The 24423-nt window shown below is 74.1% G+C and carries 18 protein-coding genes; 9 read left to right on the top strand and 9 right to left on the bottom strand.

Annotation, left to right across the window (positions count from 1 at the left end; translation table 11 throughout):
- Positions 1-237 precede the first annotated feature (237 nt).
- From ACIRD3_RS09675 to ACIRD3_RS09685, 3 genes are all read left to right on the top strand, one after another.
- Entirely contained in the window at positions 238-630 is a 393-nt protein-coding gene (locus ACIRD3_RS09675; RefSeq protein ID WP_402213680.1) for a cell division protein SepF, read from the top strand.
- 155 nt (positions 631-785) lie between these two features.
- Complete coding sequence (locus ACIRD3_RS09680) at positions 786-1397, top strand: TetR/AcrR family transcriptional regulator (protein WP_402213681.1); 612 nt, start codon at positions 786-788, stop codon at positions 1395-1397.
- Complete coding sequence (locus tag ACIRD3_RS09685) at positions 1394-2986, top strand: MFS transporter (protein WP_402213683.1); 1593 nt, start codon at positions 1394-1396, stop codon at positions 2984-2986. The genes ACIRD3_RS09680 and ACIRD3_RS09685 overlap by 4 nt, the downstream gene beginning before the upstream one ends.
- 87 nt (positions 2987-3073) lie before the next feature.
- On the opposite strand, the gene ACIRD3_RS09690 is transcribed toward ACIRD3_RS09685, so the two are convergent.
- The 3 genes from ACIRD3_RS09690 to ACIRD3_RS09700 all read right to left on the bottom strand — a co-directional run bounded on the left by ACIRD3_RS09690 (position 3074) and on the right by ACIRD3_RS09700 (position 8063).
- The gene (locus ACIRD3_RS09690) at positions 3074-5596 is read right to left on the bottom strand and encodes a SpoIIE family protein phosphatase (RefSeq protein WP_402213685.1); all 2523 of its coding nucleotides are present in this window, start codon (positions 5594-5596) and stop codon (positions 3074-3076) included.
- Positions 5597-5744: 148 nt separating this feature from the next.
- Positions 5745-6365, bottom strand: coding sequence for a TetR/AcrR family transcriptional regulator (locus tag ACIRD3_RS09695; protein ID WP_402213687.1), 621 nt, complete (start codon positions 6363-6365; stop codon positions 5745-5747).
- A gap of 99 nt (positions 6366-6464) precedes the next feature.
- A complete protein-coding gene (locus ACIRD3_RS09700; RefSeq protein WP_402213689.1) occupies positions 6465-8063 on the bottom strand; it encodes a 4-coumarate--CoA ligase family protein in 1599 nt (532 codons plus the stop codon).
- 198 nt (positions 8064-8261) lie between these two features.
- On the opposite strand from ACIRD3_RS09700, the gene ACIRD3_RS09705 reads away from it, so the two are divergent.
- Positions 8262-8984, top strand: coding sequence for a hypothetical protein (locus tag ACIRD3_RS09705; protein ID WP_402213691.1), 723 nt, complete (start codon positions 8262-8264; stop codon positions 8982-8984).
- Positions 8971-9675, top strand: coding sequence for a class F sortase (locus ACIRD3_RS09710; protein WP_402213692.1), 705 nt, complete (start codon positions 8971-8973; stop codon positions 9673-9675). The genes ACIRD3_RS09705 and ACIRD3_RS09710 overlap by 14 nt, the downstream gene beginning before the upstream one ends.
- An 89-nt stretch (positions 9676-9764) precedes the next feature.
- On the opposite strand, the gene ACIRD3_RS09715 is transcribed toward ACIRD3_RS09710, so the two are convergent.
- Genes ACIRD3_RS09715 through ACIRD3_RS09730 form a run of 4 tightly spaced genes read right to left on the bottom strand, consistent with a single transcriptional unit; the run spans position 9765 to position 16237 of the window.
- Positions 9765-10937, bottom strand: coding sequence for an acyl-CoA dehydrogenase family protein (locus ACIRD3_RS09715; protein WP_402213694.1), 1173 nt, complete (start codon positions 10935-10937; stop codon positions 9765-9767).
- 12 nt (positions 10938-10949) lie between these two features.
- On the bottom strand, positions 10950-12872 hold the full coding sequence (locus ACIRD3_RS09720) for an acetyl/propionyl/methylcrotonyl-CoA carboxylase subunit alpha (protein ID WP_402213696.1): 1923 nt from the start codon (positions 12870-12872) through the stop codon (positions 10950-10952).
- Between the two features lie 15 nt (positions 12873-12887).
- On the bottom strand, positions 12888-14486 hold the full coding sequence (locus tag ACIRD3_RS09725; protein ID WP_402213698.1) for an acyl-CoA carboxylase subunit beta: 1599 nt from the start codon (positions 14484-14486) through the stop codon (positions 12888-12890).
- A complete protein-coding gene (locus ACIRD3_RS09730; RefSeq protein ID WP_402214031.1) occupies positions 14483-16237 on the bottom strand; it encodes an acyclic terpene utilization AtuA family protein in 1755 nt (584 codons plus the stop codon). Before ACIRD3_RS09730 ends, ACIRD3_RS09725 begins: the two co-directional genes overlap by 4 nt.
- Positions 16238-16671: 434 nt before the next feature.
- On the opposite strand from ACIRD3_RS09730, the gene ACIRD3_RS09735 reads away from it, so the two are divergent.
- The gene (locus ACIRD3_RS09735) at positions 16672-18537 is read left to right on the top strand and encodes a hypothetical protein (RefSeq protein WP_402213700.1); all 1866 of its coding nucleotides are present in this window, start codon (positions 16672-16674) and stop codon (positions 18535-18537) included.
- Between the two features lie 154 nt (positions 18538-18691).
- Here ACIRD3_RS09735 and ACIRD3_RS09740 read toward each other — a convergent pair whose 3' ends face one another.
- On the bottom strand, positions 18692-19429 hold the full coding sequence (locus tag ACIRD3_RS09740) for an alpha/beta fold hydrolase (protein WP_402213702.1): 738 nt from the start codon (positions 19427-19429) through the stop codon (positions 18692-18694).
- 79 nt (positions 19430-19508) lie between these two features.
- On the bottom strand, positions 19509-20243 hold the full coding sequence (locus tag ACIRD3_RS09745) for an SDR family oxidoreductase (RefSeq protein WP_402213704.1): 735 nt from the start codon (positions 20241-20243) through the stop codon (positions 19509-19511).
- Between the two features lie 70 nt (positions 20244-20313).
- On the opposite strand from ACIRD3_RS09745, the gene ACIRD3_RS09750 reads away from it, so the two are divergent.
- The 3 genes from ACIRD3_RS09750 to ACIRD3_RS09760 all read left to right on the top strand — a co-directional run bounded on the left by ACIRD3_RS09750 (position 20314) and on the right by ACIRD3_RS09760 (position 24405).
- Positions 20314-21252, top strand: a complete 939-nt coding sequence (locus ACIRD3_RS09750; RefSeq protein WP_402213706.1) for a LysR family transcriptional regulator — start codon at positions 20314-20316, stop codon at positions 21250-21252.
- Between the two features lie 140 nt (positions 21253-21392).
- Entirely contained in the window at positions 21393-21806 is a 414-nt protein-coding gene (locus ACIRD3_RS09755; protein WP_402213708.1) for a VOC family protein, read from the top strand.
- Between the two features lie 172 nt (positions 21807-21978).
- A complete protein-coding gene (locus ACIRD3_RS09760; protein WP_402213710.1) occupies positions 21979-24405 on the top strand; it encodes an ATP-binding cassette domain-containing protein in 2427 nt (808 codons plus the stop codon).
- Positions 24406-24423 lie beyond the last annotated feature (18 nt).

Raw genomic sequence — 24423 nt, forward strand, 5'->3', positions numbered from 1 at the left:
ACCGGTGACCGCTACCGATATGGTCTACGCGCGCAACCGTACGACCGTCCGCCGCGTCTGCTCTCTTTGCCCGGGTCCGCCCGGGTTTCCGGCGCGGCACGACTCGTACGGGGGTCGCGAGCGGGCACGGGACCGGTGAACAGTGCGATACTCGGACAGTTCCGACGAGTGGATGACGTGTCAAAACACGACACGCACCCCCGGGGGACCAGACGGGACGAGGCAGGGAGGCGCGGCATGGGAGCACTTCGCGACGAGCACCACAACGGGTGGCTGATGCCCTCGGGGAACTACCCGGCCGCGGTGTACGACGACGAGTGGGTGGATCAGGAGACGGTGCCCTCCGTCGCCGCGCCCGCGAAGATCGTCTCCCTGCGGCCGACGGGCTTCGAGGCGGCGCGCACGGTCGGTGAGCACATCCGGGCGAGCATCCCGGTGGTCATGGACCTCACCGAGATGGAGGAGGCCGAGGCCAAGCGCATGGTCGACTTCGCCTCCGGGCTGATCTTCGGCACCCGGGGCGGCATCGAGCGGATCGCCCGCCGGGTCTTCCTGCTCACCCCGTCCGACGTCGAGGTCACGGTGATCGACCGCCCGATCGACGACACCGGCTTCTACAACCAGAGCTGAGTCGCGGCGCCCGAGGGCGCAGCGGCACCCCGACCGGGGACGGCACCCGCCGTCCCCGGTTTTTTGCTGCCCGAAGACCGTGCCACCGGCGATCCATCTGAGACCCAGGATTTTATTTTGAGACATCCATGTCTCATCTGCACTACACTCGATTCATGGCCACCGACCGCGACACCGTCCTCGAAGCCGCCGTCGGCGTGCTTTCCCGCCGCCCGACCGCCCACCTGGACGAGATCGCGCGCGCCGCCGGCATCAGCCGCGCGACGCTGCACCGGCTCTTCCCGGGGCGCGAGGCGCTGATCCGCGAGGTCGGCCTGCTCGGCCTGCGCCGCTTCGCCGCGGCCCTGGACACCGCCGGGGTCGAGGAGGGGGACGCCGAGGCCGCGCTGCGCCGCCTGGTGCACGCCTCGGTACCGGACGCCATGCTCTGCGCCTTCCTGGCCGGCGAGAACCAGCTCTACGAGCACGACGACATCAACGACCTCTGGGAGCTCCAGATCGCCCGGCTGCACGCGCTCTTCCTGCGCGGCCAGCAGCAGGGCGCGTTCCGGATCGAGCTGAGCGCCGCCTGGCTCAGCGAGGCCTTCTTCGACCTGGTGGCCGGCGTCGGCTGGGCCATCCAGGACGGCCGGCTCGCCCCGCGCGACGCCGCCTTCTCGCTCACCGAGCTCTTCCTCGGCGGCGCCCTGCGCAGACCGGGCGCCGCCGCCCCCGCCCCCACCACCCCCAGCACTTCGGACCGCAGACCGGACACCGATACGCCATGAACACGCCCCTGACCGCCCGCCAGCGCTGGACCGGCCTCGCCGTCCTCGTCCTGGCCGTCACCGTGGTCGCGCTGGACGCGACCGTCCTCTCCCTCGCCATCCCCTCGATCAGCGAGACGCTGCGCCCCAGCGGCACCCAGCTGCTCTGGATCGGCGACTCCTACTCCTTCGTCCTGGCCGGCCTGCTGGTCAGCATGGGCGCGCTGAGCGACCGGATCGGCCGCAAGCGGCTGCTGCTGGCCGGTGCCACCGCCTTCGGCGCCGCCTCGCTGCTGGCCGCCTACGCGCCGAGCGCCGGCTGGCTGATCGTGGCCCGCGCGCTGCTCGGCGTCGCCGGGGCGACGATCATGCCGTCCACGCTGTCGCTGATCCGCAGCCTCTTCCCGGACGACCGGGAGCGGGCGACCGCGATCGGCGTCTGGGGCGCGGCCGCCACCGCCGGCGCCGCGCTCGGGCCGGTGGTCGGCGGGGTGCTGCTGGAGCACTTCTGGTGGGGGTCGGTGTTCCTGCTGAACATCCCGGTGCTGCTCCTGCTGCTGGGCTTCGGCCTCTGGCTGCTGCCGGAGTCCAAGGACCCGAAGCCGGGCCGCTGGGACGTGCTGAGCGTCGCGCTGTCGATGGCCGGGGTGATCGGCGTGGTGTACGCGGTCAAGGAGGCCGCCGCGCACGGGGTGGCCCGCTGGGACGTGCCGGTCGCCTTCGTCCTGGGCGCCGCCGCGCTGACCGCCTTCGTCCGCCGCCAGCTGCGGCTGGAGACCCCGCTGCTCGACGTCCGGCTGTTCCGCGACCGGCGCTTCACGGCGGCCGTCTCGGCCTCGCTGATCTCCCTGGTCGGGCTCTCCGGCGTGATCTTCGTGGTCTCCCAGTACCTGCAGCTGGTGCGCGGCTACCAGCCGCTCCAGGCGGGCCTGGCCGAGCTGCCGGCCTTCGCGGGCTCGGTGGTCGGCGGTCTGCTGACCGCCCGGGTGGCCCGGCGCTTCGGCGCCCGGACGGCGCTGACGGCCTGTCTGCTGGCGATGGGGCTGGGCGTCGGCGCGCTCGGCTGGTTGGAGCAGGACACCACCTACCTGCTGCTCGCCGCCTCCTTCCTGCTGGTCGGCACGGCCGAGGGCGTGGTCTACACGCTCGGCGCCGACCTGGTGCTCGGCGCCGCGCCCGCCGACAAGGCCGGGGCCGCCTCGGCGGTCTCCGAGACGGCGTACGAGCTGGGCACCGCGCTCGGCATCGCCCTGGTCGGCTCGGTGGTCGGCTCGATCTACGCCAACGGGCTGGTCGTCCCGGCCGGGACGGACCCGGCCGCCGCCGCCCGGGCCGGCGAGTCGCTGGGCTCGGCGGTCGAAACGGCCCAGGGACTGCCCTCCGAGGTGGCGCAGCCGCTGCTGGCGAGCGCGAAGCAGGTCTTCGTCGGCGGCATGAACAGCGCCGGGCTGCTGGCCGCCGCGCTGCTGGTCGGCGCGGCCGTGATGGCCTGGCGGCTGCTGCGCGGGCTGTCCGAGCCGGACGCGGCCGCCGGAGTGCCGGCCGAGGCCGCCGAGGCGCCCGCGCCGAGCCCGCACAAGGCCCCGAGCCCGGAGAAGGCCCGGGTCTGACCGGCCCTCCGGCAGCCTCCGGCGGTCCCTCCGACGGAACGGCCGTTCTCCCCAGGAGAACGGCCGTTCCGTCGTGGGCGGCCCCGGCTACTTCGCCCCGAAGGGCAGCTCCAGCTCGGCCCAGACCACCTTGCCGTCCCGGGTGAGCCGGCTGCCCCAGCGCTGGGCCAGCTCGCTGACCAGGAACATCCCGCGCCCGCCCTCGTCCTGCTCGGCGAAGGGGCGCAGCTGCGGGGTCTGACCGCCGGCGTCGGAGACCTCGACGGTGAGCACCCGGTCGCGGAACAGCCGCAGCCGGCGCGGGGCGTCGGCGTGCAGCAGGGCGTTCGTGACCAGCTCGCTGACGAGCAGTTCGGCGTAGTCGGTCAGCGCCGTGAGGCCCCAGGCCTCCAGGGTCGCGCGGGTGAAGCGACGGGCCTTGCCGGGCAGCCGGCCGCCGCCGCTGAGCGGGAGGGTGGCGATCCGGTCGGCGGGCAGCGGCAGCACCCGCGCCATGATCATCGCGATGTCGTCCTCGGTGCCGTCGGTGACCAGCGCCGCGAGCACCGCGTCGCAGCTCTCCTCCAGGGTCCGGCCGGGCCCGGCCAGGGTGCGGGCGAGCAGGTCGATCCCGGCGTCCAGGTCCTGGCCGCGCCGCTCCACCAGGCCGTCGGTGTAGAGCGCGACCATGCCGCCCTCGGGGATGCTGAACTCGATCGACTCGAAGGCCACCCCGCCGACGCCCAGCGGCACGCCGGGCGGCACCTCGACCTTCTCGGCGGTGCCGTCGGGGGCGACCCGGACCGGCGGCAGGTGCCCGGCCGCGGCGACCTGGACGGTGCGCTCCAGCGGGTCGTACACCGCGCAGATGCAGGTGGCGAACTGGCCCTCGCCGATTCCCGAGGCGGTCTCGTCCAGCCGGGTGAGGACCTGCTCGGGCGGCATGTCGAGGGTGGCGAGGGTCCGGGCGACGGTGCGCAGCTGGCCCATCGTGGCGGCGGCCCGGATGCCGTGGCCCATCACGTCGCCGACCACCAGGGCGACCCGCCCGCAGGACAGCGGGACCACGTCGAACCAGTCGCCGCCGACCTCGCTGACCACGCTGCTGGGCAGGTAGCGGTAGGCGATCTCCAGGCCGAGGGTGCGGTGCACCTCCTGCGGCAGCAGGCTGCGCTGCAGGGTGAGGGCGGTCTCCCGCTCGCGGCGGTAGAGCCGGGCGTTGTCGAGCGCCAGGGCGGTGCGGGCGACCAGCTCCTCGGCGAGGGCGACGTCGGCGGCGGTGAAGGGCTCGGGGTTGCGCATCCGGATGAACTCGGAGCCGCCGAGCACCATGCCCCGGGCGGTGATCGGCACCATCAGGTACGAGTGGATGCCCGCCGCCATCCCGGGGGCCACCCGGTCGTCGCTGGAGACCAGCCCGCGCAGCACCTCCTCGTCCACCTGGGCCCGCAGCAGCGGCTTCCCGCTGCGCAGGCACTGGGTGTAGCTGCGGTCGGGGGCGTACTCGGAGGTCTCGCCGACGACGTCGACGGCGCTCGCGAGGCCGGTCTCGTAGGACTCCCCGACGGCGACGGCGCGCAGGGTGACGGTCCGGTCGGCGGGGATCGGGGTGGGCTCGGCGCCGCGCAGCACCGGCTCCAGCAGGTCGACGGTGGCGAAGTCGGCGAACCGGGGGACGACGGCCTCGATCAGTTCCTCGGCGGTGCGCTGGAGGTCGAGCGTGGTGCCGATCCGGGCGGTGGCCTCCGCGATGGTGGCGAGCCGCTCCTGGGCCCGGGCGGCGCGGGCCTCGGCCTGGAAGCGCTCGGTGACGTCGATGATCGAGGAACAGACGCCGAACACCCGTCCGGTGGAGTCCTCGAGGCGGAAGTAGGAGGCGGACCAGGCGCGGTCCCGCTTGGGGTCCCCGGGGACGCGGCCGTGCGAGCGGGCGTCCACCACGGGCTTGCCGGTCTTCAGGACCTGCCGCATGGTCTGCTCGATCTCGGCGGTGTTGATGCCGGGCAGGACCGCCGATATCCGGCGGCCGAGGTGGGCGGCGACCGGGACCCCGTTCATCCGGGCGAGCGCCTCGTTGATCCTGACGAACCGCAGGTCGGTGTCGTAGACGGCCATGCCGATCGGGGAGCGGCCGAAGATGCCGTCCAGCACCGCGAGGTCGGCTTCGACGGCGTGCAGGGCACGGATGTCGGAGGCCGTGGCGAGCAGCAGCAGGGTGCCCGCCGGGCCGGCTACCGGGTAGGCGCGGAACTCCAGGTCGACCGTGTGGCCGTCGCGGTGGCGGACCGGGAAGACGCCGGACCAGCCGGAGCCGCCCATGATCCGTTCGAACAGCGCGAGCACCTCGGCGCGGTCGCCGCCGTCGGTGAGCAGCTCGGCGGCGTAGCTGCCGACGGCTTCCTCGGTGGTGTAGCCCAGCAGGGCCTCGGCGTCCTCGCTCCAGTGCAGGATCAGGCCGTCGGCCTGGAGCAGGGCCGTGGCGAGCGGGACGACCCGGTGGCCCTCGGTGCGTGTGTCGTCGGTAGCCGGCCCGCCTCTGCGGGCGCCTTCGGGACGTGCCCCCTCGGGACGTGCCGCGTCGCCGCCCGGTGCCGGGTCGGCGGCGGTCGCGTCCCACTCGTGTCCGTGCATGATCAGGCAGCACCCCGGTTCGGCTCGTGCCCGGCCGGGTGGGCCTCGCGGTCCGTGCCGGCCGGGGTTCTTCTCCAGACTGCACGGACATCGGTCGCCCGGCGACCCCTTGGTCAGGGGTCGTCCGGCCGCTCGGGATGTCCGGGCGTCATGGGCGTACCGGGCGCAGCGTACTCTCCAGAACGCCCGCCCACTGCCGGATCACTCCGGATCGTCGGAGGCTGTCGTCGGTGAGCAGGTTGGCCAGGCCGAGGCCGCGGGCGAGGTCCAGCGTGGCCTGCACGGATTCGCGCACGCCGGGGCGGCTCTCGTCGGCGTCCAGGAACTCCACCGCGGCCCGGTGGGCCTCCCGCCCGACGTGGCCCTCCAGCGCGATGATCCGCTCGCGCAGCGCCTGCTCGGTGGCGGCCGCGGTCCACAGGTGCAGGGCGGCGCGGAACAGCGGGCCGGTGTAGAGGCGGACGATCATGTCGACCACGGCGCGGGTGCGGTCGGGACCGGCGGCCGGCAGCTCGTCCGCGTGGGCGCGGACGGCTGCCAGCCGCTCGGCGGTGACGTGCTCGACGGCCGCGGTGAAGAGGTCCTCGCGGGTCGGGAAGTGGTGCTGGGCCGCGCCCCGGGAGACGCCGGCCCGCTCGGCGACGACGGTGACGGTGGAGCCGTGCCAGCCGAGTTCGGCCAGGCAGTCCACGGCCGCCGCGAGCAGCCGGGCCCTGGTCGCGCGGCTGCGGTCCTGCTGGGGGGTGCGGGCGGTGGCGTGGCTGGTCATGGCGGTGGGCGGCTCCTGTTCCGGAGGGGGGCGCGGCGGGTCGATCCTCACAGACGGGCGGCGGTGTCCGGCGGCCGGGGGCCCGGCCCGCGGGACGCCCTACCGGACGGCGGCCCGCTCGGCCTCGCGGGCGCGCAGTTCGCGGCGGAGGATCTTGCCGGCCGCGGACTTGGGGACGGCGTCCACGAACTCCACCGCGCGCACCTTCTTGTACGGGGCGACCAGCGCCGCGACGTACCCGGTGACCTCCTCGGCGGTCAGCTCGCTGCCCTCGGCGCGGACCACGAAGGCCTTGGGGCACTCGGTGCCCTCGGCGTCCGGGACGCCGATCACGGCGGCGTCGGCGATCTGCGGGTGGCCGAGCAGCACGGCCTCCAGTTCGGCGGGGGCGACCTGGTACCCCTTGTACTTGATCAGTTCCTTGACCCGGTCGACGATGTGCAGGTACCCGCGTTCGTCCACGTAACCGACGTCACCGGTGTGCAGCCAGCCCTCGGCGTCGATCACGGCGGCGGTCTCGCCGGGGCGGCCGAGGTAGCCCTTCATCACCTGGGGCCCGCGGATCAGCAGTTCGCCGCGCTCACCGGCGCCGAGGTCGCCGTCGGAGCCGTCCAGGGCGACGACCCGCAGCTCGGTGGAGGGGACCATCCGGCCGACGGAGCCGAGCGAGGGTTCGCTCTCCCGGGGCGAGACCACATGGGTGACCGGCGAGAGCTCGGTCATGCCGTAGCCCTGGAGCAGGTGCGGCAGACCGAGGCGGCGGGCGCAGGCGGCGGCGAGCTCGCGGTCCAGCGGGGCGGCGGCGCACAGCAGGTACTCGACGGAGGAGAGGTCGAAGCGGTCCACGGCCGGGTGCTTGGCCAGGGCGAGGGCGATCGGCGGGGCCACCACCAGGGCCTGCACCCGGTGCTCCTCGACGGCGCGGCAGAACTGCTCCAGGTCGAAGCGGGGCAGCACCACCACGGTGGCGCCGCAGCGAAGCGGCTGGTTGAGCAGCGCCGCGAGGCCGTAGATGTGGAAGAACGGCAGCACGGCGAGCACCCGCTCGCCCACGGCGGGGCGGTAGAGGGCGTCGCACTGGGCGAGGTTGGTGGCGATCGACCGGTGGGTGAGCATGACGCCCTTGGGCAGGCCGGTGGTGCCGCTGGAGTAGGGCAGCACGGCGACGTCCTCGCCCGGGTCGAAGGCGATCTCGGGGGCGGGGCCGGGCGCGGCCAGCAGGTCGGCGAGCGAGCGGTGGCCGTCGGCGCCGTCCAGGACGACGATCTCGGTCAGCGGGTGGTCCTGCTCGCCCAGCAGGTCGGCGGCCGCGCGGGCGGTCGGCAGGAAGGGGGAGACGGTGACCAGCCGGCGGGCGCCGCTGTCGCGCAGCTGGCCGGCGAGTTCGGTGGGCGTGGCGAGCGAGGAGACGGTGGTCACGGTGGCGCCGGCCCGGGTGGCGCCGTAGTAGGCCATCGGGTAGGCGATCGAGTTGGGGCTGAACAGGGCGACCACGTCGCCCCGGCGCACGCCCGATCCGGCCAGTGCGGCGGCGACCCGTTCGACCGCGTCGGCGAGCCGCGCGTAGCTGACCCGCTCCCCGGTGAGGCCGTCGATCAGGGCGGGCCGGTCGCCGTACCGGGCCGCGGCGCCGAGGACCGCGTCATGGATCGGCAGGTCGACCACGGGGACGTCCGGGAACTCGCTACGGAACACCAAGGTAAGCCTCCAGTAAGGAAGTTGACGCGGCAACAAAAGCTGCGAGGGCGCGTTCAGGAGCATACGGACAGTGCGGGGCGGGGCTGGGCCATTGTGGGGAACCGGGGGCGGGGCTCGCGTGGCGCAGTTGCTCCGGGGGGCGCCTGCCCGGACGGTGTTGCACCACGGCCGCCCGCCCCCGGGAGCGGCCCCCGGACCATGGAGCACCCCACCGTGCGCACCACCTCCCCTCCCCTGCCCCCGGCCCGCCGGCTGCTCGCCGCCGCGGGCGCCGCGCTCGCGCTGACCCTCGGCGCGGCGCCGGCCGCACTGGCCGCGCCGGGCGACAACGGCGACGTGAAGATCCACAACGACACCACTCCGGTGGCCGACACCCGCGACGAGCCCAAGGTCTGCCGGTTCTACCTGGACGCCTTCGACTTCGACACCGTCCAGCTGGTGACCTGGACCATCTCGCAGCAGCCGCCCACCGGCAACGCCCTGGTGCTGGCCGGGTCGATCGTCCTGACCAACGGCACCGGCAGCACCCAGACGTACAGCCTTCCGGACGGGCACTACAAGCTCGAATGGACCTTCGTCGGCGAGAACGGGAACGCGAAGCAGAAGGTCTTCGACGTCTCCTGCGCCACCTCCTCGCCCTCGTCGTCCCCGTCCTCGTCGCCGTCCTCCTCACCCTCCTCCTCGCCGTCCTCGTCCCCGAGCGGCTCCCCGAGCTCCTCGCCCTCCCCCGGCCACTCCCCGAGCCACTCCCCGAGCCACTCGCCGAGCGGCGGCCCGCACGGCGGGGTGGGCACCGGTGGCGGCGGCACCTCCGGGGCGAACGCCGCCGAGGTGATCGGCGGCGTCGCCCTGGTCGTCGGTGCCGGCGGACTGGCCGTCCGCGCCATGCGCCGCCGTCCCGGACCCAATGCCGAATCCTGACCGTCCCGCCCGCGCGCCCCGCGGCGGCCCCGGCCCCGCCCTCTGGCGGGCCGGGGTCGCCGCGCTGGTGCTCGCGGCCTGCGGCACCTGGCTGGTCCACGACGGCGCCGCCGGCCGGCACGGACCGCCGCTACCGCCCGCGCCCTCCACCCCCGCCGGCTCACCGGCCGCCGGGGCGGCACCCGCCACCGCGCCCACGCCGCCCCCGGTGCCCGCCGCGCCGCCGCTGCCGGCCTCGGTGCCGACCAGGATCCGGATCCCCGCGATCAAGGTCGACGCTCCGGTGACCGGCCTCGGCCTCACCGCCGCGCAGCAGTTGGCCACCCCGCCGATGGAGCAGCGCAACCTGACCGGCTGGTACCGGGACGGCGCCGCGCCCGGGGCCGGCGGGAACGCGATCGTCGTCGGGCACGCGGACAACCGCAGCGGGCCGGCGGTCTTCTACCGGCTCGGGCTGCTGCGCCCGGGCGACACCGTCGAGGTGGTCCGCAAGGACCGGCACACCGCCGTGTTCACCGTCGACTCCGTCCGGGTGTTCCCGAAGCAGGACTTCCCGGACACGCTGGTGTACGGCGGCGGCAGTGCCGACCGCGCGGAACTGCGGCTCATCACCTGCGGCGGGAAGTTCGACCGGAAGACCGGGTACGAGTCCAACACCGTGGTGTTCGCCCACCTGTCGGCGAGCCGCTGAGCTGCTGAACCGCTGCACCGCTGCACCGCTGCACCGCCGGGCCCCGGCACGACCGGGCCGCCGGGCCGCCGTCGGGACGGCGCGGCGGTTCAGTACGACTTCGGCAGGCCGAGGGTGTGCTGGGCGACGTAGTTGAGCACCATCTCGCGGCTGACCGGGGCGACCCGGCCGACCCGGGTGGCGGCCAGCAGCGCGCCCAGCCCGTACTCCTGGGTGAGGCCGTTGCCGCCGAGGGTCTGCACGGCCTGGTCCACGGTACGGGCGGCGGCCTCGCCGGCCGCGTACTTGGCCATGTTGGCGGCCTCCCCGGCGGCGACGTCCTCGCCCGCGTCGTAGAGCAGCCCGGCCTTCTGGGTCATCAGCCGGGCCAGCTCGATCTCCACCGCGCACTGGGCGAGCGGGTGGGCCAGGCCCTGGTGGGCGCCGATCGGGGTGGACCAGACGGTCCGGGTCTTCGCGTACTCGACGGCCTTGCCGAGGGCCTGGCGGGCCAGGCCGAGCGAGAAGGCGGCGGTGAGGATGCGCTCCGGGTTGAGGCCCGCGAACAACTGCAGCAGACCCGCGTTCTCGTCGCCGACCAGGGCGTCGGCGGGCAGCCGGACGTCGTCCAGGAAGACCTGGAACTGCTTCTCGGGGGCGACGAGTTCCATCGGGATCGCCCGGTACTCGAAGCCCGGGGTCTCGCGCGGGACGACGAACAGGCAGGGCTTGAGCGTGCCCGTACGGGCGTCCTCGGTGCGGGCGACGAACAGCACGTCGTCCGAGTGGTCGATGCCGGAGACGAACACCTTGCGGCCGGTGAGCAGCCAGTCCTCGCCGTCGCGGCGGGCGACGGTGGAGATCCGGTGCGCGTTGGAGCCGGCGTCCGGCTCGGTGATGCCGAAGGCCATCCGACGGGTGCCGTCGGCCAGTCCGGGCAGCCAGCGGCGCTTCTGCTCGTCCGTGCCGTAGCGGGCTATGACCGTGCCGCAGATCGCCGGGGAGACGATCAGCAGGAGCAACGGGCAGCCGGCGGTGCCGAGTTCCTCCAGGACGATGGCCAGGTCGGTGATGCCGCCGCCCCCGCCGCCGTACTCGGCGGGCAGGTTGACGCCGAGGTAGCCGGCCTTGCCGGCGTCGGCCCACAGTTCGTCGGCGGGTTCGCCGGCCCGGGCCTTGGCGAGGTAGTACGCGGAGCCGTAGCGGCGGCCGAGGTCGCCGACGGCCCGGCGCAGGGCCTGGCGCTCGGGGGTTTCGAGGAGCTGACTGCCGGTGGCGGACATGCGGGTCCTTCCTCAGGCCTCTTGGGGGGACGTGACGACGGCGAGCAGGGCGCCGAGTTCGACCTGCTGCCCCGGAGTGGCGCGGAGTTCCGAGAGAGTGCCGTCGGCGGGCGCGGTGACGCTGTGCTCCATCTTCATCGCCTCAAGGAACAGCAGCGGCTGCCCGGCGGTGACGGTGTCCCCGGCGGCGGCGGTGATGCGGACGACGGTGCCGGGCATCGGGGCGAGCAGGGCGCCCGGCTCGGTCTGCGCGGTGGGATCGGGGAAGCGGGGCACGGCGGTGAGGGCGGTCGTGCCGTCGGGAGTCTCGACGTAGACGTCCTCGCCGTAGCGGGCGACGCGGTAGGTGCGGCGGATGCCGCCGTGGCGGAGGGTGACGGCGTCCGGCTCGTGCGCGACGAGGGCCGTGTCCGGGTGGTCGTCGGCCCGCAGGCCGTCCCGGGTGAGGCGGTAGCGGACCTCCAACTCCTCTGCGTCGGCCGTGCGGTAGCGCTTGACCTGCGGCTGCGACGGCAGGTTGCGCCAGCCGGACGGCAGAGGGGTGCGGCGCGACGCGGCGTCGGCGAGGGCGGCGGCCAGGGCTGCCCGGGCGGCGCCCTTGTCGTCCGGGGCGGTGAGGTCGGCCGCGTGCTCGGCGAGGAAGCCGGTGTGCAGGCGGCCCTCCAGGAAGGCCGGATGGCGCAGCGCGCGGACGAGCAACTCCCGGTTGGTGGTGGGTCCGTGGAGCCGGGCGCGGGCGACGGCGTCGGCGAGCCGGCGGGCGGCGGCGGTGCGGGTCGGGGCCCAGGCGATCACCTTGGCGAGCATTGCGTCGTAGTGCGGGGTGATGGTGCTGCCGTTCTCGACGCCGGAGTCGAGGCGGAGAGTACCGATGAACTCCTCGTGTGGAACGGTGAGTTCGAAGTGGTGCAGGGTGCCGGTGGCGGGGCGGTGGTCGTGCGCCGGGTCCTCGGCGTACAGGCGGACCTCGATCGCGCAGCCGTCCGTGGGCGGGGGTGTGGCGGCGAGCTTCTCGCCCTCGGCGACGGCGAGTTGGAGTGCGACGAGGTCGAGTCCGGTGACGGCCTCGGTGACCGGGTGTTCGACCTGGAGGCGGGTGTTCATCTCCAGGAAGTGGAAGCGGCCGTCCTCGGAGAGGAGGAACTCGGCGGTGCCCGCGCCGACGTAGCCGATCGCGCGGGCGGCGGCGACGGCCGCCTCGTGCAGCGCGGTGCGCGCGCCGTCGGGGATCCCGGGCGCCGGGGCCTCCTCGATCACCTTCTGGTGGCGGCGTTGTAGCGAACAGTCGCGGTCGCCGACCGCCCAGACCGTGCCGTGCGCGTCGGCCATCAGCTGGACCTCGACGTGGCGTCCGGCGGGCAGGTAGCGCTCGCAGAACACCTCGTCGGAGCCGAAGGCCTTGGCCGCCTCGGCCTTCGCGGCTTCGATCTCGCCCGGCAGCTCCGCCAGCGAGCGCACGACGCGCATGCCGCGTCCGCCACCGCCGGCCGCCGCCTTGACCAGGAGCGGCAGGTCCGCCTCGGTGGGCTCGGTCAGGGCGTCGAGGACGGGCACGCCCGCCCGCGCCATCAGCCGCTTGGCGGCCGTCTTGGAGCCCATCGCGGCGATCGCGGCGGGCGGCGGGCCGATCCAGGTCAGGCCGGCGTCGAGCACGGCCTGCGCGAACTCCGCGTTCTCGGACAGGAATCCGTACCCCGGGTGGACGGCGTCGGCGCCCGCGTCGAGGGCGGCCCGGACGATCAGGTCGCCGCGCAGGTAGGTGTCGGCGGGCGCGGCGCCGGGCAGCCGGACGGCGGCGTCGGCCTCGCGGACGTGCGGGGCGTCGGCGTCCGGGTCGGAGTGGACGGCGGTGGTCGCGATGCCGAGGGCCCGGCAGGTGCGGAAGACCCGGCGGGCGATCTCGCCGCGGTTGGCGACCAGCAGGTTGGTGAGCATTGTCAGGTCCCCTCACTACATCCGGAAGACGCCGTAGCCGCGCGCGCCCTCGACCGGCGCGTTGTGGATCGCGGAGAGGCACAGGCCGAGGACCGTCCGGGTGTCGCGCGGGTCGATCACGCCGTCGTCGTAGAGCCGGCCGGACAGGAACACCGGCAGCGACTCCGCCTCGATCTGCTGCTCGACCATCGCGCGGATCGCCGCGTCCGCGTCCTCGTCGTACGACTGCCCCTTCGCGGCGGCCGACTGGCGGGCGACGATCGACAGCACCCCGGCGAGCTGCTGCGGGCCCATCACCGCGGACTTGGCGCTCGGCCAGGCGAACAGGAACCGCGGCTCGTACGCCCGCCCGCACATGCCGTAGTGACCGGCGCCGTAGGAGGCGCCCATCAGCACGGAGACGTGCGGCACGGTCGAGTTCGCGACGGCGTTGATCATCATCGCGCCGTGCTTGATGATGCCGCCCTGCTCGTAGTCCCTGCCCACCATGTAGCCGGTGGTGTTGTGCAGGAACAGCAGCGGGGTGTCGCGCTGGTTCGCCAACTGGATGAACTGGGCGGCCTTCTGGGACTCCGCGCTGAACAGCACGCCCTGCGCGTTCGCCAGGATCCCGACCGGGTAGCCGTGCAGGCGGGCCCAGCCGGTGACCAGGCTCGGGCCGTACAGCGGCTTGAACTCGTCGAAGTCGGAGCCGTCGACGATCCTGGCGACCACCTCGCGCGGGTCGAACGGCACCTTGAGGTCGCCCGGGACGATGCCGAGCAGCTCCTCCTCGGCGTACTTCGGCGGCTCGGCACGCACGTCCGGGGCCGGGCCCGGCTTGCGGTGGTCGAGCCGGGCGACGGTCCTGCGGGCCAGGCGCAGCGCATCCGCCTCGTCGACGGCGAAGTGGTCGGCCAGGCCGGAGGTGCGGGCGTGCATCTCGGCGCCGCCGAGCGACTCGTCGTCGGCCTCCTCGCCGGTGGCCATCTTGACGAGCGGCGGGCCGCCGAGGAACACCTTGGCGCGCTCCTTGACCAGCACGGTGTGGTCGGACATGCCCGGCACGTACGCGCCGCCGGCCGTCGAGTTGCCGAACACCACGGCCACGGTGGGGATCCCGGCGGCGGACAGGCGGGTGAGGTCGCGGAAGAGGGCGCCGCCGGGGATGAAGATCTCCTTCTGGCTGGGCAGGTCGGCGCCGCCGGACTCGACCAGGTTCACCAGCGGGAGGCGGTTGTGCAGTGCGATCTCGTTGGCGCGCAGGGCCTTGCGCAGCGTCCACGGGTTGCTGGCACCGCCGCGCACGGTGGGGTCGTTGGCGGTGATCACGCACTCGACGCCCTCGATCACCCCGATGCCGGTGACCAGCGCGGCGCCCACCGGGTGGTCGCTGCCCCAGGCGGCGAGCGGGGAGAGCTCCAGGAACGGCGAGTCCTCGTCGATCAGCAGCTCGATCCGCTCGCGCGGCAGCAACTTGCCTCGGGCGTGGTGGCGTTCGACGTACCGGGGGCCGCCGCCGGCCAGCGCCTTGGCGTGCTCGGCGTCCAGCTCGGCGAGCTTGTCGAGCATCGCGGCGCGGTGCTCGGCGTACTCCGGCCCGGCCGGGTCGACGCGGGTGGGCAGGACGGTCACAGCGGCGTCTCCGGGGTGTCGAGGAGGGCGGTCGGGATGTCCAGGTGGCGCGAGCGCAGCCACTCGCCGAGGGCCTTGGCCTGCGGGTCGAAGCGGTGCCGGGCGGCGGCGCCCTCGCCGAGCAGACCGGCGACGGTGAAGTTGACCGCGCGCAGATTCGGGAGCAGCTGCCGGGTGACGTCCGACCCCGCCGTCTCGGGCAGGAGTTCACGCAGCCGGTCGACCGTGAGGGTGTGCGCGAGCCAGCGCCAGCCCTCTTCGGTACGGGCCCAGATCCCGAGGTTGGCGTCGCCGCCCTTGTCGCCGCTGCGGGCGCCGGCCACCAGGCCGAGCGGGGCCCGACGGGTGGGGCCGGGCGGCAGCGGCTCGGGCAACTGCGTTTCGCCGCCTCCGCCTTGGGCGGTGAGCGGTCGGTCGCGGGGCGATAGGTCGCAGGAGGATCGGTCGATGGGTGATCGGTCGCGGGTCGGTCGGTCGCGGGTCGGTCGGTCGCCGGCCGAGCGGTCGCTGACGGGCGCGGGCGGCACGGCGATCCGGCGGCCGTCCGGCAGCACGGCGGTGTGCTCGACGGCCTTGGCGTCGACGTACGCGGCGGTGAACACCCCGTACGGCGCGCCCGGCCCTGGCGGGGCGGTGAGGTGGAAGCCGGGGTAGCCGGCCAGACCCAACTCCACTGCGGCCTTGCCGAGTTCGCGGCCGACCTTGGCCGGGTCGGCGTCCCGGGCGGTGAGCCGGAGGAGCCCGGAGGCGGCCTCCTCGGTCGGAGCGTCCGGGTGGTCGGTGCGGGCCAGCGTCCAGCGCAGCTCGGCCGGGCGGGCCGCGGCCGGCAGGGCCTGGGCGAACTGCCGTCGCACCAGGGCCGCCTTGGCCTCGATGTCCAGACCGGTGAGGACGAAGACCACCTCGTTGTGGTGGCCGCCGAGCGCGTTGAGCCCGACCTTCAGGGTGGACGGCGGGGCCTCGCCCCGGACGCCGTCGATCCGGACCCGGTCCGGGCCCTCCTCGGCGAGCCGGACGGTGTCCAGCCGGGCCGTGACGTCCGGGCCCAGGTAGTGCGATCCGCGCGTCTCGTAGAGGAGTTGGGCGGTGACGGTACCGGTGGTGACGGCGCCGCCGGTGCCCGGGTGCTTGGTGATCACACTGGAGCCGTCGGCGTGCAGTTCGGCGAGCGGGAAGCCGGGGTGGGTCACGTCGTGCTCGCGGAAGAACGCGTAGTTGCCGCCGGTCGCCTGGGCGCCGCACTCCAGGACGTGCCCGGCGACGACCGCCCCGGCCAGGGCGTCGAAGTCCGTCGGCGCCCAGCCGAAGTGGGCGATCCCGGGCCCGACGACCAGCGCCGCGTCCGTCACCCGGCCGGTCACCACCACCTCGGCGCCCTCACGCAGACAGGCCGCGATGCCGAACGCGCCGAGGTAGGCGTTGGCCGCCAACAACCCCTGCGGCAGGCCGAGTTCCTCCCGGCGCGGCAGCAGGTCGTCACCCTCGACGTGCGCGACCCTCGCCTCCACCCCCAGCCGCCGGGCCAGCTCGCGCAACTCCTCCGCCAGCCGGGCCGGGTTGAGGCCACCGGCGTTCACCACGATCGACACCCCGCGCTCGCGGGCCAGGCCGAGGCACTCCTCCATCTGCCGCAGGAAGGTCCGGGCGTACCCGCGCGACGGGTCCTTCAGCCGGTCCCGCGCCAGGATGAGCATGGTCAGCTCGGCCAGGTAGTCCCCGGTGAGCACGTCCAGCGGCCCGCCGGTGAGCATCTCCCGCACCGCGGCGAAACGGTCCCCGTAGAACCCCGAGGCGTTGCCGATCCGCAGTACCGTGCGCTCGCGCACCAATGCGCCTCCCCTGCCGGTGAGTTGGCGGCGCCCCCACACGAACGCCGCCGGGCAGCAGCGTGGCACCGGGCAGAGAAAAAAGCAATCACGCCTGCTTGTTTTCCTCCGAGCGGACAGACGCGTCCCGACCCCCGGGTCCGCAAGGTGCTGCGCCGGGTCACCGGGCCCGGGCCGCCCGCAACGGTCGGGCAGCGCAGGTCAGGAGACGGACGCGCGGCGGCCCCGGTCCGGGCCCGGGCCGCACGTCCGGCTTCCGCAGTCGCCGTGCGCGGCCCCTGGGCCCGGCGTCGCCCCGGCGCTACAGTGCCCACACCGCAGACGGGCTTGCGGACGGGCGCGGGTGGGAGGCGGCGGGGATGGGCTCGGGGGTCCTGGCGAAGCTCGGCGGAGGGATCGGCGGGCGGACGGCCGCGCTGATCGTCACCGGAGGACTGACGGCGGCCGGAGCAGGCGTCTGGTGGGCCGTCCACGGCCCCACGCTCCAGGTGGTGCAGCGCAGTGCGCAGGTCGTGGTCGCGGGCGGCGGCGAACAGGCCGCGGTGGCCGGATGTGCCAAGCACGAGACCGCGCTCGGCGGCGGGTACGCCGTCGACGGCGCCGGGTTCCCCACCACCAGCGAGTTCGCCGGCAGCTCCGCCTGGCTGGTGTCCGCGTACAACCCCGGGGACACCTCCGTGACCCTCACCACCTACGTGCTGTGCGTCAACGCGCCGGTGGAGTTCGCCCCGCGCGGCGAGTACACCCAGCGGGCGCACGCCTTCCAGGACCGCGTCGGCGACAAGATCGGAGGCGGCGACCTGACCGAGCGGGGCCCGTTCGCCGGACTGACCTCGAGGCCGCTGGCCCAGCCCGACTGCGGCGGCGGCGGGTTCATCGAGCTCGGCGCGGAGTTCCGGGCCACCCGCCTGGTCACCGGACGGCCGGTGGCTCCCGTGCCACTGGCCGAACTGAACTCGGCCGCCGCCGACATCGGTTCCAGCATCCCCATCTACTTCGCCGCCAAGACCAACCCCGGGACGGCACTCAGCACCCGCCCGTTCCCCCTGGGCAACAGTGAGGGCGCGGAGCGCATGACCCAGATCGTCGACCCCCAGCCGTCCGAGGCCAACTACGCGGTGGGTTTCCGGCCGATCTGCGCCAAACTGCCCTCCGCCACCATCGTGACCAGCGCGGCGGACGTTCCCGCCGGTGGAACCGCCGGGGCCGCCGTCGCCTGCCCCAAGGGCCGCTTCGTGGTGGGCGGCGGGTTCAGCTTCCGTGAGAAGTCGGTCGGTGGGGCCGAGCGCTTCCACAGCGACGGCTGGCTGTACGCCCCGGCCTCCGGGCCCACCCCCGGCGCCAGCGGGCACGCCGTCAAGGACTGGCGGATCACCGGCCGCAACCGGCAGCAGGCCGGCGCCCAGTACGAGGACTCGGTGTGGATCGAGCACAGCGACCGCGAAACCGCCACCGGCAACGTCTACCTCGACAGCCACCCGCACAGCCCCGACGACCAGCTCCTGCGCGGCACCACCGCACCGGACAGCCAGCACATGGTCGCCGCCGCCGTCTGCGCCACCATCGACGCCGAACCCACCGAGCCGGGCGCGGTCCACGTCGCCACCGGGCTGCCGCAACCGCCGCCCGCCGTGGACGTCCCGGGCGGGATCGCCTCACCCACCGCCGTGGCGACGCTCCCGCCCTCCGCCTCGCCGTCGACCGCGCCGTCGACCTCGCCGTCCGAGTCTCCGCAGTCGCCGCAGTCGCCCTCGCCAAGCCCCTCCACCGCGCCGAGCACCCCGTCCAACCGGCCCGGCAGCCACAGCCCGACCGGGGCCCCGCCCAGCACCCCGTCCGGTCAGCCCGGCGGCCACAGCCCGACCGGAGCCCCGCCGACCACTCCGAGCAGCTCACCCACCGCGAACCCCGAACCGCAGCCACCGGCCGTCACCATCGAGCAGCCCGCGTCCGGCGGCACCCTGCGGCGTGGCTGCGAGGAGCACGTCAGCGGCACCGCCCGCACCCGGCCCGGCAACCAGCCGATCACCGACCCGCAGGCCACCACCTGGCAACTGATCGGGCCCAACGGACCGTTCACCCTCGGCCACGGCACCACCGCCACCTTCACGGTCCCCCTGCTCGCCGACGGCACCTATCCGCTCGTCCTCACCGCCCGTGACTCCGCCAACGGCCTCACCGGCCGGACGCAGATCAACGTCCGCATCACCGGCTGCCTGCGCTGAGCTGCCCGCACCGAGCCGCCCGCCCTGAGCCGCACCGCTGCCGCCGTGGCCCCGGCGGGAACTGCGGGAACTGCGAGAACTGCGGGAACTCTCGGGCACGCCATGCCGACGTGGGGTCGCGTGGTCCCCCACCGCGCATGGGCGCGGCCCTGACTCAGAGCCTGCTCAGCGCCGCCTTGACGAGGTCCGCCGTGCGGCGCGGCTGGGCGATGAAGGCCGCATGGGAGCCGTCGACCTCCTCGGTGGTCGCGCCCATCCGCTCGGCCATGAAGCGCTGGGCCCGAGGGGAGAGGGCGTTGTCGTGCCGGGCGATCTGGTACCAGGACGGGACGGTCTTCCAACCGGCCGCGGTGGCCTCCTCGGTGAACGCCGCCGCCGCGATCGGCCGTTGGGCCAGGCTCATGGCCAGGGCCGACTCGGCGGGAAGGTCGGCACAGTACGACTCGTGGAAACCGTCCGCGTCGATGTACAGGTCCGGGCCGCCCGCGGCGCCGTACGCCTCGTAGGAGGTCGGCCGTACGGTCTCGGCCAGCATCGAGGGCGGGAAGCCGGCACCGAGGCCGGCGCAGCTCTCGCCCTCGTCGAGGCCGAACGCGGCGAGGTAGACCAGACCCGCCACGTTGTCGAGGCCCGCGGAGGCCTGGGTGATCACGGCACCGCCGTAGGAGTGCCCCACCAGCAGGACGGGGCCGTCGATGCCACCGACGACCGCGCGGATCACGGCCGCGTCGCCGGCCAGGCCCCGCAGGGGGTTCGGCGGCGCGACGACGCGGTGCCCGACGGCCGTCAGCTCGCGGATCACGCCGGTGAACCCGGAGGCGTCGGCAAAGGCTCCGTGCACCAGGACGACCACGGGCGCGCTCGACTCGGTCGGCTGGACGGTTTCGGACATGGGGCGGACTCCTTGGTGCGGTAGCCGTGGATCGCTACGGGGGTGACGGGGGTGGCTGAGGGGGCGGCGCGGCCGGCTCTCACCAGGGAATCGGCCCGTCCTCGGTCAGGAAGGCGCCCGTCGGGCCGTCCTCGCCCGCGGTCGCCAGGTCGACCGCGACGGCCGCGCCCTCCTCCGCCGTGCGCATCCCGGTGTGGCGGTTGAGGTCGGTCGCGCAGTAGCCGGGACTCACCGCGTTGACCAGGATCCCTTCGGCACGCAGTTCGTTGGCGTAGAGCACGGTGATCGCGTTCAACGCGCTCTTCGAGCTGCAGTAAGGGAGGAGGACCGAGGTGTAGGCGGACCACGGGCTGCCCGGGTCGGCCAGGTGGGCGAGGGAGCCGAGTTCGCTGGACATGTTGACGATGCGTGCGGCGGCGGAGCGGCGGAGCAGCGGGAGCATGGCGTGGGTCACCGCGATGACGCCGAACACGTTGGTCTCGTAGACCTGCCGGACGGTGGCGGCGGGGGTCGCACTCGGAGCCTGCCCTCCGGCGGCGATCGCGGCGTTGTTGACCAGGATGTCGAGGCGGCCGAACGTGGCGTCGATGTGCTTGGCGGCGGCCTGGACGGAGGTCTCGTCGGTGACGTCCAGCGGTACGAACCGTGCGTCGGCGCCGTCGGCGCGAAGCTCCTCGGCCGCCGCCTCGCCCCGTTCGGCGCTGCGGGCGCCGATCAGCACGGTGATGCCGAGGGCTGCGACCCTGCGCGCCGTTTCCTTGCCGATGCCCTTGTTCGCACCGGTGATCAGAGCGGTCTTCTGTGAAGTCGTCATGGCCCCAGCCTCCCCTCGCCCACGGGCGGAAGGGAAAGACCGGAAGACTCTGGATCTATAGTCCACGGATATGAGTGAGCTAGAGGTGCGGGAGCTGAGGTACTTCATCGCGGTCGCCGAGGAACTGAACTTCAGCCGGGCCGCGCAACGCCTGGGGATGGCACAGCCCCCGCTGTCGAAGGCGATCGCGCAGATGGAGTCCCGGGTCGGCGTACGCCTGCTGGAGCGCACCACCCGGCGGGTGAGGCTGACCACCGCCGGTCGGGTGCTGCTCGACCAGGCACGGATCGCGGTCGACGCGGTGCACGCGGCGGCCCGGCGAGCACAACGGGCCGGTCAGCCGACACCCAAGCTCGTCGTGGCGGTCAAGCCGGAAGGCGATGCCGGGCTGCTGCGGGAGGTCCTCGCCGCCTACCGGGGAACGGGTTCGCACCTGCCGCCGCCCGAAGTCGTCGTCGCCGGCAGCGGGGAGCCGATCGCCATGCTGCGGGACGGCCGTGCCGATGTAGCGGTGCTGCGCAGCCCGTTCGACGGTCGAGGGCTGGATTCCCAGACGCTCGTGGTCGAGCCGCGACTGGCCGTTCTCCCCGCCGGGCATCCCCTGGCCGCGCGCCGGCGACTGCGGCCGGCCGACCTCAAGGGCGAACCGATCCCGCGCTGGAGAGGGGCCGCTCCCTCCGACACCGCCTACTACACGGGATGCGACGGAGCGGAAGCGGGTGACGGCCACACCGGCTCGGCGCCGGCCGGCACTCCGGAAGGGCCGCTCGTGGCCAGCGTCGAGCAACTCCTGGAGGTGGTCGCGCTGGGCCAGGCGGTGGCGTTCCTGTCGCTCTCGACCACCGAGCGGCACCAGCGCCCGGACATCGCCTACCGGCCGGTCGACGGCCTCAGCCCCAGCACGGTCGTGGTCGCCTGGCCCGAGACCTCGCGATCCGCGGCCGTCGCCGCCTTCGTCCAAGCCGCCCACGACGTCGCCGCGAAGGCGCTGCGCGCGCTCCCCGGCTGACCGGAGTCGGGCCCGTCCGCCCGTCCGCCCGTCCGCCCGGGCGGACCGATCGGGAGCCCGGGCGGACCGATCGGGGGCTCGGGCGGACCGATCAGGATCGGAGAAGCGTCCCGGGCAGGCCCGCGCCTAGCGTTGCGGTCATGAGCGACATCACCATTCACTGGACCTTCCTCCCGCACACCGACCCCGAGGCCTCCCTCGCCTTCTACCGCGACCTGCTCGGCTTCGAGGTCCGCAACGACGTGGGCGGCGGCGCGATGCGCTGGCTCACCCTCGGCGCCCCCGGCCAGTCCGGCGTCTCCGTGGTGCTGGAGCCGCCGGCCGCCGCCCCGGGCGTCACCGAGGAGGAGCGCGACACGATCACCGAGATGATGGCCAAGGGCACCTACGCCCGGCTCGTCCTGGCCACCGCCGACCTGGACGGCGTCTTCGACCGGCTGAAGTCGGGCGGCGCCGAGCTGGTGCAGGAGCCGACCGAATCGCCGTGGGGCGTGCGCGACTGCGCCTTCCGCGACCCGGCGGGCAACTTGATCCGCTTCAACGAGGTGCGCTGATTCGGCGGGGTGCGCCGACCGCACCCGCGGGCCCGCCCCCGTGCCGTACCTTGACGGCGGGGCGGGCCCCACCCGACCGGCCCGTCGGCCGCGCGCCCCGCCCGACGCACCGCCCGACGCACCGCCCGACGCCCGCCCGCCCCACCCGAGATCCAGGGAACGAGAGAGAGCCATGCCCAAGAGGACGGACGCGCACCCCGCGCCGCACACCGCCGACAGCCACGACCTGATCCGCGTCCACGGCGCGCGCGAGAACAACCTCAAGGACGTGAGCGTCGACATCCCCAAGCGCCGCCTGACGGTCTTCACCGGTGTGTCCGGCTCGGGCAAGAGCTCCCTGGTCTTCGACACCATCGCCGCCGAGTCCCAGCGGCTGATCAACGAGACCTACAGCGCCTTCGTCCAGGGCTTCATGCCCACGCTGGCCCGCCCCGAGGTGGACGTCCTGGAGGGCCTGACCACCGCGATCATCGTCGACCAGCAGCGGATGGGCGCCGACCCGCGCTCCACCGTCGGCACCGCCACCGACGCCAACGCGATGCTGCGCATCCTCTTCAGCCGCCTCGGCACCCCGCACATCGGCTCGCCCAAGGCCTACTCCTTCAACGTCCCCTCGGTCAGCGGCGCGGGCGCGGTCTCGTACGAGCGCGGTGGCAGGACTGTCAAGGAGAAGCGCAGCTTCAGCATCACCGGCGGCATGTGCCCCCGCTGCGAGGGCCGGGGCAGCGTCTCCGACATCGACCTCACCCAGCTGTACGACGACAGCAAGTCGATCGCCGAGGGCGCGATCACCATCCCCGGCTGGAAGACCGACAGTTGGTGGACCGTCGGCGTCTACGCCAACTCGGGCTTCCTCGACCCCGACAAGCCGATCCGCGAGTACACCGCGAAGGAGCTGCAGGACTTCCTCCACCGGGAGCCGACCAAGGTCAAGGTCAACGGCGTCAACCTCACCTACGAGGGCCTGATCCCCAAGCTCCAGAAGTCGATGCTCGCCAAGGACAAGGACGCGCTGCAGCCGCACATCCGCGCCTTCGTCGAGCGGGCCGTCACCTTCACCGCCTGCCCGGAATGCGACGGCACCCGGCTCAGCGAGGCCGCCCGCTCCTCCAAGATCGCCGGGATCAGCATCGCCGACGCCTGCGCGATGCAGATCAGCGACCTCGCCGACTGGGTCCGCGGCCTCGACGAGCCCTCGGTGGCGCCGCTGCTCAGCACCCTGCGCCAGGCCCTGGACTCCTTCGTGGAGATCGGCCTCGGCTACCTCTCGCTCGACCGACCCTCCGGCACGCTCTCCGGCGGCGAGGCGCAGCGGGTCAAGATGATCCGCCACCTCGGCTCCTCGCTCACCGACACCACGTACGTCTTCGACGAGCCGACCACCGGCCTGCACCCGCACGACATCGACCGGATGAACAAGCTGCTGCTGCGCCTGCGGGACAAGGGCAACACCGTGCTGGTGGTCGAGCACAAGCCGCAGACCATCGCGATCGCCGACCACGTCGTGGACCTCGGCCCCGGTGCCGGCACGGCGGGCGGCACGGTCTGCTACGAGGGCGGCGTCGACGGGCTGCGCGACAGCGGCACCGTCACCGGCCGCCACCTGGCCGACCGGGCGCCGCTGCGGGAGAGCGTGCGCAAGCCCACCGGGACGCTGGAGATCCGCGGCGCGAACACCCACAACCTGCGGGACGTGGACGTGGACGTCCCGCTCGGAGTGCTCACGGTGGTGACCGGGGTCGCGGGCTCGGGCAAGAGCTCGCTGATCCACGGGTCGCTGTGCCGGTCGTCGGGGGCGCCGGACGGGGGCGCGGTCGACCGGGGCGCGGTCGACGGGGGCGTGGTCTCCGTCGACCAGGGCGCCATCAAGGGCTCGCGGCGCAGCAACCCGGCCACCTACACCGGCCTGCTGGAGCCGATCCGCAAGGCCTTCGCCAAGGCCAACGGCGTCAAGCCGGCGCTGTTCAGCGCCAACTCCGAGGGCGCCTGCCCGACGTGCAACGGCGCCGGGGTGGTCTACACCGACCTGGCGATGATGGCCGGGGTCGCCACCACCTGCGAGGACTGCGAGGGCAAGCGCTTCCAGCCCGCGGTGCTGGAGTACCGGCTGGGCGGCCGGGACATCGCCGAGGTGCTGGCGATGTCCGTCACCGAGGCCGAGGAGTTCTTCCGGACCGGCGAGGCGAAGCTGCCGGCCGCACACCGGATCCTGGAGCGGCTGGTGGACGTCGGGCTCGGGTACGTCAGCCTCGGCCAGCCGCTCACCACCCTCTCCGGCGGCGAGCGGCAGCGGCTCAAGCTGGCCACGCACATGGCGGACAGGGGCGGCGTCTACGTCCTGGACGAGCCGACCACCGGCCTGCACCTGGCCGACGTCGAGCAGCTGCTCGGGCTGCTGGACCGGCTGGTCGACTCCGGCAAGTCGGTGATCGTGATCGAGCACCACCCGGCGGTCATGGCGCACGCCGACTGGATCATCGACCTCGGCCCGGGCGCCGGCCACGACGGCGGCCGGGTGGTCTTCGAGGGCACCCCGGCCGAGCTGGTCGCCGACCGTTCCACCGCGACCGGCGAGGCCCTGGCGGAGTACGTCGGCTGAGCGGCGCGCCGCCGGGGG

Source organism: Kitasatospora sp. NPDC093550 (genome assembly GCF_044764985.1).
Taxonomy (GTDB): Bacteria; Actinomycetota; Actinomycetes; order Streptomycetales; family Streptomycetaceae; genus Kitasatospora.

Excerpts from the sequence above, each read along its gene's own strand:
- ACIRD3_RS09675 (WP_402213680.1), top strand. The coding sequence starts at position 238 with ATGGGAGCACTTCGCGACGAGCACCACAACGGGTGGCTGATGCCCTCG.
- ACIRD3_RS09680 (WP_402213681.1), top strand. The coding sequence starts at position 786 with ATGGCCACCGACCGCGACACCGTCCTCGAAGCCGCCGTCGGCGTGCTT.
- ACIRD3_RS09685 (WP_402213683.1), top strand. The coding sequence starts at position 1,394 with ATGAACACGCCCCTGACCGCCCGCCAGCGCTGGACCGGCCTCGCCGTC.
- ACIRD3_RS09690 (WP_402213685.1), bottom strand. The coding sequence starts at position 5,596 with ATGCACGGACACGAGTGGGACGCGACCGCCGCCGACCCGGCACCGGGC.
- ACIRD3_RS09695 (WP_402213687.1), bottom strand. The coding sequence starts at position 6,365 with ATGACCAGCCACGCCACCGCCCGCACCCCCCAGCAGGACCGCAGCCGC.
- ACIRD3_RS09705 (WP_402213691.1), top strand. The coding sequence starts at position 8,262 with ATGGAGCACCCCACCGTGCGCACCACCTCCCCTCCCCTGCCCCCGGCC.
- ACIRD3_RS09710 (WP_402213692.1), top strand. The coding sequence starts at position 8,971 with ATGCCGAATCCTGACCGTCCCGCCCGCGCGCCCCGCGGCGGCCCCGGC.
- ACIRD3_RS09715 (WP_402213694.1), bottom strand. The coding sequence starts at position 10,937 with ATGTCCGCCACCGGCAGTCAGCTCCTCGAAACCCCCGAGCGCCAGGCC.
- ACIRD3_RS09720 (WP_402213696.1), bottom strand. The coding sequence starts at position 12,872 with ATGCTCACCAACCTGCTGGTCGCCAACCGCGGCGAGATCGCCCGCCGG.
- ACIRD3_RS09730 (WP_402214031.1), bottom strand. The coding sequence starts at position 16,237 with ATGCTCACCGGCGGGCCGCTGGACGTGCTCACCGGGGACTACCTGGCC.
- ACIRD3_RS09735 (WP_402213700.1), top strand. The coding sequence starts at position 16,672 with ATGGGCTCGGGGGTCCTGGCGAAGCTCGGCGGAGGGATCGGCGGGCGG.
- ACIRD3_RS09740 (WP_402213702.1), bottom strand. The coding sequence starts at position 19,429 with ATGTCCGAAACCGTCCAGCCGACCGAGTCGAGCGCGCCCGTGGTCGTC.
- ACIRD3_RS09745 (WP_402213704.1), bottom strand. The coding sequence starts at position 20,243 with ATGACGACTTCACAGAAGACCGCTCTGATCACCGGTGCGAACAAGGGC.
- ACIRD3_RS09750 (WP_402213706.1), top strand. The coding sequence starts at position 20,314 with ATGAGTGAGCTAGAGGTGCGGGAGCTGAGGTACTTCATCGCGGTCGCC.
- ACIRD3_RS09755 (WP_402213708.1), top strand. The coding sequence starts at position 21,393 with ATGAGCGACATCACCATTCACTGGACCTTCCTCCCGCACACCGACCCC.
- ACIRD3_RS09760 (WP_402213710.1), top strand. The coding sequence starts at position 21,979 with ATGCCCAAGAGGACGGACGCGCACCCCGCGCCGCACACCGCCGACAGC.